The sequence below is a fragment of the Runella aurantiaca genome (genome assembly GCF_003339505.1).
Classification (GTDB): Bacteria; Bacteroidota; Bacteroidia; order Cytophagales; family Spirosomataceae; genus Runella; species Runella aurantiaca.
Genome location: NZ_QPIW01000008.1, coordinates 20,853 through 34,925, shown reverse-complemented (window position 1 = coordinate 34,925; position 14,073 = coordinate 20,853). Strand labels below are relative to the sequence as shown.

General features: G+C 46.2%; 11 protein-coding genes. 1 reads left to right on the top strand and 10 read right to left on the bottom strand.

Features of this window, described 5'->3' with window-relative positions:
* Nucleotides 1-20 precede the first annotated feature (20 nt).
* The 9 genes from DVG78_RS11705 to DVG78_RS11665 form a co-directional block, all read right to left on the bottom strand.
* Nucleotides 21-872, bottom strand: a complete 852-nt coding sequence (locus DVG78_RS11705) for a sugar phosphate isomerase/epimerase family protein (RefSeq protein ID WP_114461266.1) — start codon at nt 870-872, stop codon at nt 21-23.
* 6 nt (nt 873-878) lie between these two features.
* Nucleotides 879-1,673 carry a 3-keto-disaccharide hydrolase gene (locus DVG78_RS11700; RefSeq protein ID WP_114461265.1) on the bottom strand — a complete coding sequence of 265 codons (795 nt, stop codon included), beginning with the start codon at nt 1,671-1,673 and terminating at the stop codon, nt 879-881.
* Between the two features lie 258 nt (nt 1,674-1,931).
* Complete coding sequence (locus DVG78_RS11695; protein ID WP_114461264.1) at nt 1,932-3,467, bottom strand: response regulator; 1,536 nt, start codon at nt 3,465-3,467, stop codon at nt 1,932-1,934.
* Nucleotides 3,464-4,603, bottom strand: a complete 1,140-nt coding sequence (locus DVG78_RS11690; protein ID WP_114461263.1) for an FIST signal transduction protein — start codon at nt 4,601-4,603, stop codon at nt 3,464-3,466. Before DVG78_RS11690 ends, DVG78_RS11695 begins: the two co-directional genes overlap by 4 nt.
* Nucleotides 4,604-4,882: 279 nt before the next feature.
* On the bottom strand, nt 4,883-5,674 hold the full coding sequence (locus DVG78_RS11685; protein WP_114461416.1) for a PhzF family protein: 792 nt from the start codon (nt 5,672-5,674) through the stop codon (nt 4,883-4,885).
* A gap of 140 nt (nt 5,675-5,814) precedes the next feature.
* Nucleotides 5,815-6,339, bottom strand: a complete 525-nt coding sequence (locus DVG78_RS11680; protein WP_114461262.1) for a thioredoxin family protein — start codon at nt 6,337-6,339, stop codon at nt 5,815-5,817.
* 117 nt (nt 6,340-6,456) lie between these two features.
* On the bottom strand, nt 6,457-7,923 hold the full coding sequence (locus DVG78_RS11675; protein ID WP_114461261.1) for a gluconokinase: 1,467 nt from the start codon (nt 7,921-7,923) through the stop codon (nt 6,457-6,459).
* A gap of 30 nt (nt 7,924-7,953) precedes the next feature.
* On the bottom strand, nt 7,954-8,415 hold the full coding sequence (locus DVG78_RS11670; protein WP_114069031.1) for an Lrp/AsnC family transcriptional regulator: 462 nt from the start codon (nt 8,413-8,415) through the stop codon (nt 7,954-7,956).
* A gap of 63 nt (nt 8,416-8,478) precedes the next feature.
* A complete protein-coding gene (locus tag DVG78_RS11665) occupies nt 8,479-11,052 on the bottom strand; it encodes a zinc-dependent metalloprotease (RefSeq protein ID WP_114461415.1) in 2,574 nt (857 codons plus the stop codon).
* A 225-nt stretch (nt 11,053-11,277) separates the two neighbouring features.
* On the opposite strand from DVG78_RS11665, the gene rocD reads away from it, so the two are divergent.
* Nucleotides 11,278-12,513, top strand: coding sequence for an ornithine--oxo-acid transaminase (rocD, locus tag DVG78_RS11660; RefSeq protein WP_114461260.1), 1,236 nt, complete (start codon nt 11,278-11,280; stop codon nt 12,511-12,513).
* 61 nt (nt 12,514-12,574) lie between these two features.
* Here the strand turns inward: rocD and DVG78_RS11655 are convergent, their stop codons facing one another.
* Complete coding sequence (locus DVG78_RS11655; protein ID WP_114461259.1) at nt 12,575-14,014, bottom strand: DASH family cryptochrome; 1,440 nt, start codon at nt 14,012-14,014, stop codon at nt 12,575-12,577.
* Between the last annotated feature and the right edge of the window lie 59 nt (nt 14,015-14,073).

Sequence of the window (14,073 nt, the reverse complement as noted above, 5' to 3'; positions counted from 1 at the left end):
GGGTCAGAGGCTCATCAAAATCACAGATTGTGTTTGATACACATTTGTTGAATAAACTTCAGACCATGCTCGGCGATGTGCCAAGGATCGTTGTATTCTCTCCACACGTTGATGGCATTGGCAAAACCAGGGTCATTGCGAGAAAACGCCTCAATCGTAAGCCAACCTTTGTAATTAATCGCCGCCAATCCCGCAAAGGCATCGTCCCAAGGGATGTGTCCGTCGCCGGGCGTACCTCGGTCGTTTTCGCTGATGTGGACATGGCTCAACACGGGCGAAATGGTTTGGAGCGCCTGACCATATTTCTTTTCTTCTACATTGGCGTGGTGCGTGTCAAACATGGCCCGTACGTGTGAATGATCGGCCAACGCAACCAACTTACCTAACTGCGACATGGTGTTGCACAAATAGCACTCAAAACGGTTGAGGGCTTCCAGCGCCAGCACCACATCGGCTTGTGCGGCGTGTTCGCCTGCTGCGTGCAGCACTTCGGCCGCCCAGCCATATTCTTGCTCATACGGCTCATGCGCCGCAAAATGGGCGTGAGCTGAGTGAAAAGGCCCGCACAAAACGCGTGAATTCAAATCATGCGAACGGTCAATCGCCCATTTGAGGCGGTCAAGTCCCTTGGCACGCACCGTGGCCGAGTCGCTTATGGGATTCATGTCAGGACTTACAACGGTAACGGTGGTTGTTTCCAAACCCAAGCCACGGGTAAAATCACCTACCTGCTTATACGCACTTTCTTCGGGAGAGCCTACAAAAAACTCCACCCCGTCGTAACCAACTTTTTTTAATCGCTCAATAATGGGGAATAATTCTTCTGACATTCCAGCCGACCAAGCCAGCACATTAAATCCAATTTTATTCATGGGATACTAGAGTTGCTTTAAACGAAGATTGCGATACTGTACTTTCATGGGAGGACCCACGTGTACTTGTACCCCTAGAAGTCCCTTTGACTTACCATTTACTGCATCATTGTCCACGACCTCGCTCATTAAAACGCCATTTATATAATGTTGTAGACGGTTTCCTTTGACAATCAGGTGGAACTCATTCCAGTCTTCACTTTTAATCAACGTTTTCAACGAATCTGTACTTCCAAGCGAACCCGTCACGCTCAAATCGGTCCATGCGTTGCTTTTTACTTTAGCGCGTACGGCTTCGGGAGTGAAAGTACCCGTTTGTGAATTAATAGACGTTTTTTGTCCGCGATAGGCAAGCGTTGTTCTTTTACGCTCTTCATAATTTTGGCCAGTATAGCGGTTATTACCGTCGATGTCAGCCTGATACCCGCGCAAGGCAAAAGGGATATCCGTTAGGCGGTCGCTGCGGTAGTTGATGCCTGAATTACCCGTTTTGGTGATGTTAAATTCACCCTTCAATTCAAAATCGGCAGGCTCACCACCTTTCCAGATGATGAAAGAATTGGTTTTAAGCAAAGTTGTCGGGGTGATTTCTCCCACTAAATTTCCGTTTTCAACGCGCCAATAGGTAGGGTCACCTTCCCAACCGTTCAACGTTTTTCCGTCAAATATCTGAACAAACCCGTCAGCGCGACCTTCCGCTTTCTTTCCTTGACCTGTGGTCGATACTTTACAACTTGACCAAACCAATACGGAAAGGATTAATCCTAGGTGTAAATAATTGAAACTGTGTTTTTTTATCATTTGAATTGGTGGTTGAAAGGTTTATTTATTTCGTATTTGTGGGTTGTTATAGGCGCTGAAAGCAATTGACTTACTTCTCAATAAGAGCCAAAACTATATTCAAATATTTCTAAAAAGTGTCTTAAATACTATCCTATACATACCTGCTTACGCAAAATCATTGAATAAGTACTACCCATGCAGGCGCCCTTAAACCATGAAAAGCGCACCGAAATTCGATGCGCTTTTCATGGATGGTTTTATAATCAGTAAGTTATGTTAGATTCGGCAACTATACTTCGCTATTTTCTGAAATAACTCTTTGGGATTGAAAGGTTTTGTGACGTAGTCGTTCATTCCTACCAAAAATGCCCGGTCTTGATTGCTCAACGTGGCCGAGGCCGTTAGGGCTATGATGGGAATATCCATGTCCATTTCTCTGATTTTCTGCGTGGCAGTATACCCGTCCATTTGTGGCATTTGAATATCCATCAAAATCACGTCGTACTTGCCAGCAGCGTATTTATCAACGGCTATTTGGCCGTTTTCGGCTACATCCAATACAATCTGCCACCTTTCCAGAAATTTAGTGGCCACTTTTACATTCATGGGATAATCTTCCACCAACAGAATTTTTACGCCTTTCAGGGTACTTTCGTTCAGAAGTTCATTGTTTGCTTCAACGGCTTTATTCTTGAGCGCAGTTCCGATTTCTAGCTCTATCGTAAAGAAAAACTTCGAGCCTTTTCCTAATTGGCTCTCAATCTGAATATCGCTGTTATGAAGATATAGCAGCTTTTTGGTAATGACCAGCCCCAGCCCAGTGCCCCCGAATTGGCGGGTTGTTTCGGAATTTGCTTGGGTAAATTTCTCAAAAATGGACGCCTGCTTATTTTCGGCAATGCCGATGCCCGTATCAATGACCGAAATGTCCATCACGGCCTTATTTCCAACTTTCTTTACAAAAGACAACTCTACAGTGATACTGCCGTTGGCCGTAAACTTGACGGCATTGGACACCAAGTTTGAAATAATCTGACCGAGCCGAAGCGAATCGCCGATAACCACATCGGGCACGTCATCGTCAATCATCAATTTGATTTTGTTACCTTTTTCTTCGGCCTTAACTTGGTTGGCTTTTTTAATATTGGAAATCAGCTGCTTAATATCAAACGGAACCTTCTCCAGTTCCACTTTGCCCGCCTCAATCTTGCTAAAATCCAGAATATCGTTGATGAGTACGTAAAGATTATCGGTCGAGAATTGAAGAATTTTGAGATTTTCGGCCATGACCGGCGACACATCTTCCTGTTGCATCAAATACGTAAGGCCCACGATGCTGTTCAAAGGGGTACGAATTTCGTGGCTCATCATCGAAAGAAACTCCGATTTGGCGTCGGTGGCACTCTCCGCCGCTTCTTTGGCCTGGCGCAGCTCTGCTTCAATCAGTTTACGGTTCTCAATTTGTACTTGAAGAAAATCAACCAATCCCAGCAGATTATTGGAATCAAAGGCCCTTGGTTGAATCCCTTCCTGAATTTCTAGCGAGTGAATCGCCTCAATCAGTTTTTCGACCGATATTTTACGTTGCGAAATCTCTTCTTTCAGCTTATGGTTTATTTCTGCGTACTCTTTGTCATTCAGCTGTGCCGAATGTTCGAGTAGTTCTTTATCACGATCAAAATTGAGGTAGGAATCATTAACCGCTTTGATAAAATGACCAAAGTGCTCGTGTTTCAAACAATCTTCGGTCAAAAACTTATTGATTTGCTTTTTCAGTAAGCGGTGGAATTTTGTGGTATCAATAGCGCTCATTTTTCGGAAAAAGTAGTGATCGTCATGGTTTGATTATGTAGTTCACAACGAGCATTGGGGTTTAGGGGCGAAATCTCCCCGTAGGAATAAAAACCCGTCATGACCGGTTGTTCTCCGAATATCTCCCTAGCGGCTTCCACTTCTTCTTCGGTGCGGGAGCCTAGCACTAATTTGCGCCCCACGCAACTCACCAAAATGGCCAGTTCAGGCGGGCTATCAAAAAGGCTCATTGAGTTTTGGGCAGCACTGGCAGAGGCATCAATCAAACGGTCAAAATTTGCTTTCATAAACCGCACCAAGGCGCCTTTGGGCAGCTCACCCGCAAAAGTCATGCTTCGGTTGGTCTCGTCAATGGAAAGAATGGTCCGAACGATGGGCTTCGCATCGGCGGTCGCTCTCATCGAAAGCGGGAACAACAAGGCCGCTCCGGGCAATTCATCGGCGTATTTACCCAAGTATTCTTTATAGAGGTCAAGGGCTTTTTTGTCGCCGATTTTATAGAGGACATTATACTCAGAATCAGTCACTTCTCTCTCTGGGCCGAATACATCCCATCCACCCATGGTTCCGTGGCCTACGGTCAATTGCGTTCCGTAAAAGCCAATTCCTACGATTTTCCCCTCTTTAGGGTTTTCGTTCAACCCTACGAGTGTTTTTTCAAAACGGGCTTCGTCGCCCGCCAAGCCACCCGAAATGAGGATTTTATCGCCGGTATGTTCGTTGAGCGCCGCAATCAACTCGCTGCCGTTGACCCGACCGCCGTCAGAAATGACAAATATCGCCGTCAGGTCATCGGCCAATAAATTTTGCGCTATTTTTTTTCCCGACTCAGCACTTTGAAAATGGTTTTCGATGTCAATTTTGGTCGTTTTGACAAGTGTTTTATCAAATTCAATCGCAGTGACAATGATGGTCCCTTCGTGTACCGAGTTTTGGTATATTTCTCCCGATGTAGAGTTAATGACGATTTCTGCGGCAGGAAATAGCCCCCTCAAATAGTCATAAGGTTGAAGGTCTTCTAAACACTTCCTCTCACCAAAAGCCAACACCAATTGGGCTTGCGAAGCAGCAAAAGCTGGGGTTTCAGATATAGGGTTCCAAGCACTATTCCGAAAAGCGAGTTGTTTTATCCTCATTTTGTTGTAGAAATGCGAATATAAGATATGTTTTAGTATTTTCTGTTGTTAAATCGGTATATTTTATTGAGAATATACCTACTGAGGAAGTATGTCTTAAAAGAGCTAATTCGACGCTTTCAAATAGCCCATTCATTCTGAAACAAACAAAAAGGATTTTGCTTATTCTAATCGTATATACCTATCTAGGTTACTAACAGGCATTATTTATGGTCAGCGAAATCGCTGGCTTCATTTGTCAGTACAAAATGTAGATTAGAAGAAGTAATAAGGCGGGACTTAGCCAATCACAATCGTGCCTTTCAAGTATAATCGTACCTGACCTGCTATCTCGACCCGCTCTCCAATCAGCTTTGTCTTCAGCACTCCTCCCCGCTTTGAAACCTGCAAGGCGCTGAACTCCGTTTTTCCGAGTTTTTCGGCCCAATAAGGTGTGAGAGTAGTATGGGCGGAGCCAGTTACGGGGTCTTCGGCGATGCCAGACTGCGGCGCAAAAAAGCGGGAGACAAAATCAACTTCTTGGCCTTTGGCGGTAATAATCACACCTCTGACGGGTAAAGTAGAGAGCACAATTACGTCAGGTTCGAGGTTTCGCACCTGCTCTTCATTCTCCAATACGGCCATAAAGTCGGTTTTTCCCCGGATTATTTCTATGGGGGTAATATCCCCCAAGGCTTCCAACAAAGCGGGAGGTGACACGAGTTGTTTATGAAGTGTATCAACTGGAAAATCCAGAATAAGCCAATCTTCTTCCTGTCGAACCGTCAGAACACCACTTCGAGAATCAAAGTGGATTTGCTCCTGGGCGTAATTCTCAATCGAAAACAAAACGTAAGCAGTAGCAAGGGTAGCGTGGCCGCACAGGTCTACTTCGACGGTAGGCGTAAACCAACGAATGTGAAATCCATGGTCAGTTGGAACATAAAAAGCGGTTTCGGCGAGGTTATTTTCAGCAGCAATAGCCTGCAATGTTTCATCAGGTAGCCAAGACGTAAGCGGTACAACGGCGGCGGGGTTGCCCCCAAAAACATGACTGGTAAATGCATCAAGCTGATATATAGGAAGTTCCATATTCATAGCGTTGGTAAAATCTCTAAACATTTGCAAAGGTGGACAGGTTCGTTTTTCTTCAAAAATCTTCTTTTAAAGAAAGAAACTCTCCACCCCATGCCAAGAAAAATACGACAGAAAACAGTGATACTCTACGATAATTACTGGGCTTTCGCCATGTATTTTCCAGGATACGTTTTTTCTTTAAATTGGTCGAAAGGCTCTTTTTCGTGGTTATTATCCCCAAAATACGCCAGCACCTGATGAAACATACGCGGCTCCAAGTAGCCCGAAACTGGCTGAATAAGCGCCATTTTTTCATTCATAAATACAGTCGTAGGATATCCCGTGACTTTGCCGTTGAGCATGTTTTTAAACGAAACTTTGCCCAACATCACATCAGCGTCTTTCTCGGGATTGAACTTTACAGCGTAGTATTTCTTGTTGACGAAGTCGATTACTTCGGTGTTTTTGAAGGTATTTTTATCCATTACCTTGCACCAGCCACACCAATCCGTGTAAAGATCAATAAACACTTTTCGGGGTTGTTTTTGGTTAAGTTTATAGGCTTCTTCTAAGGTTACCCATTTTATTTTGGCTTCTTCTGCGGGGGGAGTTGGGGGCTTTAGCGCCATCAGACTTACCAAAAGTGCCGCCGATAGGGTAACTAACACTGCTTTTTTCATGGTTTTGAGAAATGATTAAGTACTGATTAGTAACGGTTTTGAATTTCATTTGGTTCTCTCAAATACCGCGCCAATCGTATGACGAAAGTCTTATCCTGTCAATAAATTCCTAATTTTTCAAGCTTTTGTCTGGGCAATTAGCTTCCCGAAACTTTTGTTTACTTTCCGATAAATCAGTCGATTAGAGGGGTCAGGATGGTAAGTCTCGGCAAAATGAACACAGTTCTGAACGCCTTTTTCAAGGCTTTCTATTTTTTCTAATGCTTTCATTGCCAACATAATAGCCCCCAAACATCCGCTTTCGCCGCTTTGGTTTACTTTTACCGCTATCCCAAAAATATCGGCCAACAATTGCACCCAAAATTTGGATTGCGTAAAGCCCCCATTGGCGTGGAGTATCTGGGTTTTAGAAAGTTGATTGTCGATGATTTGGCGCGTTTGGTTCAAGTTCAGGACAATGCCTTCAATCGTGGCGCGCACCAAATGGGCTTGGGTATGTTGCCAACTTAAATTCCGATAGCTTCCCCGGGCGTGGGCATCCCAAACGGGCGCTCTTTCCCCCAAAAGGTAAGGCACAAAAAGTAAGTCTTCGGCTCCAGGAGGAGCATTTTCGGCCAAAGCAAGCAGCTCGCTCGGGTCTTTTAGCAAGAGGTGTTTTGAAAGCCACTCCAACACATTACCGCCGTTATTGGTCGGTCCGCCCGATACAAAATGGGTCTCGTCAAGCACGTACGTAAAAAGTCGTCTTTTCTCATCACGGGCTGGCGTGGCCGCCGTTTGACGGATGGCTCCGCTGGTACCGATGGTCAGAGTAGAAACGCCTTTGGCCAAAGCCCCCGAACCCAAATTGGCTAGGCATGCATCGCCTGCACCGATGACAAAGGGAGTTCCAGAGCGCAATCCAAGTTTACGGCAAAGCGAAGGATTCGTCAGTTTTTCGATATGATACGTGGGCACCGCCTCCGACAATTGTGTGGCCTTGATGCCCGTATAAGCCAGCGCCATTTCACTCCATTTCAAGCGGCGGTTGTTCAAAAGCGACGTACCCGAAGCCATCGAATAGTCAATTTGAAACTTCCCAAAAAGGTTAAACCAAATGTATTCCTTTTGGGATACAAACCGTTGAATACGCTTAAAAAGTTGGGGCTGGGTTTGGCGAAACCAAACCATCTTTGTTAAGGGGGCGTAGGGATGGGCTGGAATACCCGTATGCGAATATAATTTGGGAAAAATGTCGGCTTGTTTAAGGGCGTCGGCTTGGGCTTCACTACGATTGTCTGCCCAAAGCACCGACCGCGTAAGGCGATGATTGTGGGCATCCAGTGGAATGACGCTGTGCATGGCCGAGCACAAACTTACGGCTTCTACTGTGGCATTTTTGTGCCGCAATTGCTCCGTTACCTGCCGAAGTACGTGGACAAAAAGCCGGTATATCTCGTCAGGATTTTGCTCAACAAAACGATTTCGGGGATGGTACGTCACACAAGTTCCTGTGGCGTGGGCCACCACGCTCCCGTTTTCGTCAAAGGCCACGGCTTTGACATTGGTGGTGCCGATGTCTACTCCAATCCAAGTACTTTGCACAGAGGTAAGGTTTAGTAAATGGTAAAAAGCTCACTCCTCAATGGGGACATTTCGTTTGAAAGCGGCCCCGAAATCAATCAATGATTCGGTTTTCAGCACCCCCGGAATGTGGTCAATTTTCTCGTACAGTACGCGCCGCATGTGCTCATTGCTGCGCGCCACAATCCGGATGTACAACGTGTATTTACCCGTAATATAATAACACTCCGTCACTTCGGGGATTTGCTTGAGCGCTTCAATGATTTTTTCCGAATCGGAATCTTCTTTGAGCATAATACCCGTAAAAGCCCCCCATTCAAACCCCAATTTACGCTCGTCGAGTACCACGGTGGTGCTTTTCAGGATACCGATGCGTTTGAGCTTCCCCACCCGCTGGTGCACCATTGTGTTAGAAATACCCAAGTCGTCGGCAATGGCCGAATAGGCCTTACGCGCATCTCGTTCGAGTTGCTGTAAAATGAGTCGGTCGTATTCGTCTAAGGGCTCTTCCATGGGTTATAAAAAATCGTTGCTTTTTGGAAGAAAAAACCTTCCAAAAAGCAACGTTAACGACGATTATTTAGGGTCTAATGCCTTCGTGATGCGGAAAAGACAATCTTGAAGATGGTATTTGGTCATTTTATCGGTGGTGGCAGGAATGGCCGCCTGAATCTCGCTACGGAGCAGCGTCAAATGCGCCCGCACCATGGTCTGAATATCTCCTTTGCGTGGGTCGGCCGAAGGTGGCAAAACAGCCCCGAATACTTTTGCCGTACCTGTTCCACCAAAAGCCGGCACACTTGGCAAGTTGAGCGTTGAAACCATCCGCTCTACAAAAATTTTCTGGAGGTTTCGGCGATGGGTATCAGCGGCTTTACGCGTTTTGAGTTCCGTCCAAATGCCCGAACGAACGTCGGTAAACAATTCGTCTAACGTGTAAGCACCCGTCGTTTTTTCGGTAGCTTCGATGATGCGTTGTAGGCGGTCAGCCGCAAAGAGGCTTGTTAAAGTTGCTTCCTGAATTTTTGATACAAAATCTACGCCCATATCTGGACGAATACGGCGCATGATGTTGGCATCCAACAACCACGTTGGCGTGGCAAACAATTGCTGGTTCAGAAACGTGACCGCGTCTTTCTGAAGTTTTTTAGGCGTAACTTCATAAATTACCCCTTCTTGGTCCATGGTTTTTGGCGTTTCGTAGACTCCACCCACGTACTTGGTCACGTGGCCCAGATAACGACGGTATTGTGTCACCACTTCGTTGTAGCCTTCTTCAAGCATTTCGTAGTCTTCGGCTTCTTCGGAGGTCCATGTCACTAAGTTTGGCACAATGCGTTTCAGGTTTTTGATACCATAATCACTGGAAAGCATGGCGTTGTCGCCCACATCTTCGTTTTGGGCGCGCGGGTCATAGGGGTTGGTTTCGGTCAAAAACCACAAACGGCGATTCGATTGGGCTTTTTCTTTGTACCATTTGTTCAAAACAACCTTGTCTTCTTCGGGCGTTTTGGTATCATAAATAGGCTTGTAGGCCCATTCAATGGCCCAAATATCGTAATCACCAATGCGGGGGAAAAAATCCGTCACGCCGTCTTCGGGCTGGGCTACGTAGTTAAAACGGGCGTAGTCCATGATGGAAGAAGTGTGTCCGTTTTTACTCGTAAACTCTTTGTCACGCAGTTTTTCTACGGGCGTCGCGGTCGAAGCGCCGTAGTTGTGGCGCAGACCAAGCGTATGTCCTACTTCGTGCGACGACACAAACCGAATCAATTGGCCCATCAACTCATCATCAAATTTATTTTTGCGGGCGCGTGGGTCAGCGGCGGCGGCTTGGGTCATGTACCATTTTTTCAGGAGTTTCATGACGTTGTGGTACCAACCGATGTGGCTTTCCAAGATTTCGCCCGTACGCGGGTCATGAACGTTGGGCCCGTAGGCATTTTCTATATCGGAAGCAAAATAACGAATGGCCGAGTTGCGGGCATCTTCTAAGCTGATAGTCGTGTCTTTTTCGTTCAATATTACGCCCTGAATCGCGTTTTTCCAGCCTGCTTTTTCAAACGCTACGTTCCAGTCATCGACGCCCATTTTAAGGTATTTTCGCCATTTTTCGGGCGTGGCAGAGTCAATATAATAAATAATTGGCTTTTTAGGCTCAATCAATTCTCCTCGACGCTGACGCGCTTCGTCTTCTTTGTTTTTGGGTTCCAAACGCCACCGCACCACAAACGTTTTGTCTTCGGTACGCTGCGAATTTTCACCGTATACGCGGTAGCCGTTGGCAAAATAACCGACCCGAATGTCAAACAAACGCTGCTTCATCGGCACGGCAGGAAGCGCAATAAACGACGTATTCAACTCCATCGTGACGGCTCCCGCAATGGAAGAAGCGGGCAAATTGACCGAAGGAATCGGGCTTGGCACGGGCGAAGGAGGGGTAGGCATGGCAGGAATAGCGCCGTAGGTTTTCACCACTTTTATCTCTGTATTGAGCGGAAACGACTTGATGCTCTGAATGTAGGTACGGTCGGTCTGAATGGTGGTTAGTTTGTACGCCTGCTTCACCACGGGCGACATAGAAATTACGGCATTTTCACCTTTGAAAAAATCCGTTACTTCAATCACCACTGAGGTATCTTTGCGAACAGCCTTGATGTCAAACGCCATCGCAATCGGGTCAACGTTGGAGTTGCGTACTGCCTTGTAAATGGGCGAGTTAGCATCTTCACTTACGTTAATATACGCCACAGCACGCATGAAGAGTTTGTTTTCAGGCCCCTTCTCAAACCGCACTACTTGGCGGTTAAGAAGCTCACCTCCGTAGGCTGGCAAGCCCACCGAACCAGGCGTAGTACTCGACTGCGACAAGCGCGTTACGGCCATCATTTCTTTGCCCAACAGGGAATCAGGCAATTCAAAAAAGTATTTTTCGTCAATTTTATGGACAACAAATAGCCCCTTCGTGGTTTTGCTTTTGTCCGTGATTACTTCTTTATAGGCTTTAGGACCGGGCTTGGCGGGTGCGGGAGCCGCAGCGGGAGGCGGAGAAGCAGGAGAAGTCGGGGTTGTGGGTGTGGTAGGTCTTCGGTCTTGCGCAATGGCCGTCAACGCCATAAAAGAAGACAGAAATGTCAGGTATTTGAGCATGGTTGTAGATTTGTTGATTGACGTTTTACTCGTCAGGTTTTTGGTAAGTGGTTTTTTGAAAATATTCAAGTGTCAAAACAAGAAAAAAAGCCGCAATGTTTTATAAAAATTGCTTTTAATTTTTACTGTTTTAAATAAATATGACCTATTTCTGATTGAAAATAAGTTATATTTTACTTTTGACAAATTTGAAAATTGTCAAAAATACAAAATCAATCCAATCCCATGACGGCAGAAATCACTCAATCAGACTATTTAATTGGCCTCGAAAAGCGCTACGGGGCGCACAATTATAAACCTGTTCCAGTTGTGATTGAGCGCGGAGAAGGTATTTTTGTGTGGGACATCGACGGCAAGCGGTATTTCGATTTTTTGTCGGCCTACAGCGCTGTCAATCAGGGGCACTGCCATCCGCGTATTGTGGAAGCCCTCGTGACGCAAGCCCAAAAACTCACGCTCACCTCGCGGGCGTTTTACAACTCTGTGCTGGGCGAATGTGAAAAATTTCTTTGCGATTATTTTGGTTACGATAAGGTCCTGATGATGAATTCGGGCGCAGAAGGTGGAGAAACTGCCCTCAAACTCACCCGTAAATGGGGTTATCTGGTCAAAGGCATTCCTCAAAATGAAGCCAAAACCGTGTATGCCGCGGGCAACTTTTGGGGCCGTACCATGGCCGCGATTTCATCCTCTACCGACTCCGACAGTACTGACGATTATGGTCCTTTTTTGCCGGGCTACATTATCATCCCGTACAATGATTTGGCGGCGTTGGAACAAACCTTTCAAGCTGACTCCAACATTGCGGGTTTTATGGTGGAGCCGATTCAGGGCGAAGCGGGCGTGGTGGTGCCCGACGAAGGCTATTTGCGTGGTGTGCGTGAACTTTGTACAAAATACAATATACTTTTTATTGCCGATGAGGTGCAAACGGGACTTGGCCGCACGGGGAAACGCCTCGCCTGCGACCACGAAGACGTAAAACCCGACATCTTAATTTTGGGAAAAGCGCTTTCGGGCGGTTTGTACCCGGTTTCCTGCGTACTGGCAAGCGATGAAATCATGTTGACCATCAAACCTGGTCAGCACGGCTCGACCTACGGCGGTAATCCACTCGCAGCAGCGGTGACAGTAGCGGCCCTCTCGGTACTTAAAGACGAACATTTAGCCGAAAATGCCGAGCTATTAGGCGAAGTTTTCCGCGAAAGGATGCGGGAGTTACAACATAAAACAGACTTGATTCAGGAAGTTCGCGGCAAAGGTCTTCTAAACGCGGTGGTGATCAATACCGACGAAGAAAGCCCGCTGGCGTGGCAAATCTGCCTTCAATTAAAAGAAAAAGGCCTGCTGTGCAAGCAGACCCACGGCAATAAAATTCGTTTTGCGCCTCCCCTCGTCATCACCGAAGCCCAAATCCACGAGGCGTGTGACTTGATTGAAGAGGTAATTTTGAGTGTGTAGAGAATCTACAACGTCGGCGAGGTTTGGAACCAACAGTGGAACTGCTCGCCGACGTTTTTTTTTATTTCCGCAACCACTTATCAGTCTCCACAATCGGTAGCGGATATTTTTCTCCCAGTTTGACATTGTACTGGCTCTGCGCTTCGGGCGTCAAAGTCCACACTTTATGAACTGATTCGGTGGGCACAGCGGCCAATTCGGGCAACCAAGTTTTTACGTACTCCCCTTTGACGTCGTATTTAGAAGCCTGCGTCAGGATATTAAAATAACGATTTTCGCGCGGGTCATTGCCCACCCCCGCCACATAATTCCAGTTCCCCCAATTACTACACACATCATAGTCAATCAGTTGACTTTCAAAATAAGCCGCTCCCCACGTCCAATCGACCATTAAATCTTTGGCCAAAAAACTCGCCACATTTTGCCGTCCACGATTTGACATGAATCCCGTTCGTTGCAGTTCACGCATGTTGGCGTCGATAAACGGAACACCCGTTTGACCGTTAACCCATTTATCAAACAGCTCACGACGATGATTCCACTGTAATTCGAGATTGTATTGAATTCCTGAAGTTTTAAAAAGTCGAGTGCCGTACCTTAACGCCACAAATCGGAAATAATCTCGCCAAATTAACTCAAAAATGAGCCAATAGGTCGAGTCATTCGCCCCATTTTTGGCTTCATACTTCTTTATTTCCTCATAAATCTGGCGGGGCGACAAACACCCCAAGGCCAGCCAAGGTGAAAATTTTGATGAGTAATCTGCCCCCAAAAGGCCATTTCGGGTTTCTTTATAGGATTTTATCAGGCCAGTTTCCCACAGGTAATGATGAAGACGATGAAGAGCTTCCGTTTCTCCTCCTTTAAACGCCAACGCCGCCCGTTGATTGACTTCGGGGAGCTGCGAAAACAAAATCAACTCGTAGATTTCGGGCATCTTACCAAACTCCAATCCTTCGGGGATACGCAGCGCCACGGGTTCATGAAAAATCGAACGAATCACGGATTGTCCTTCCACTGCTTTTCTAAATTCAGTAAACACCGTGGGCAAACGAGATACCCAAAAAGGCAAATCACGTGGGTGATAGAGCGTAGCTCCCCAAAAAACCTCAAAATCAATATTATCCACCTTGAGTTTTTTTGAGAGGGAGGTTTCCACATCGGTTTCTTCCTGCGTTGCTTCTTTTGCGGTATAGATGGCCGTCACGTCCATATCGCGCGCGAATTCGCTGATGACTACTTCGGGCTTACCCAGCTTGATGACCAGATTCGCACCTTTTTTGCGAAGATTATCGCGCAGATTTTGGACCGATTCAAGCAAAAATTTCGCCCGAAAAGTACCTGTTTTAGGAATACCGAGCGGGTCTATCTGTTCAAACTGACGCGTATCAAAAACGTACATCGGAATCACTTCGTCGGCGTCCTGAATAGCTTTTAAAAAGCCTTCGTTATCGTGCAGGCGCAAATCGTTTCGAAACCAATAAATAATGCGTTTGGGCATGGAGGTAAATGATATGTTATTTTTATTACGTCAAAACTACGCCTTTCTCCGAAAAGTTT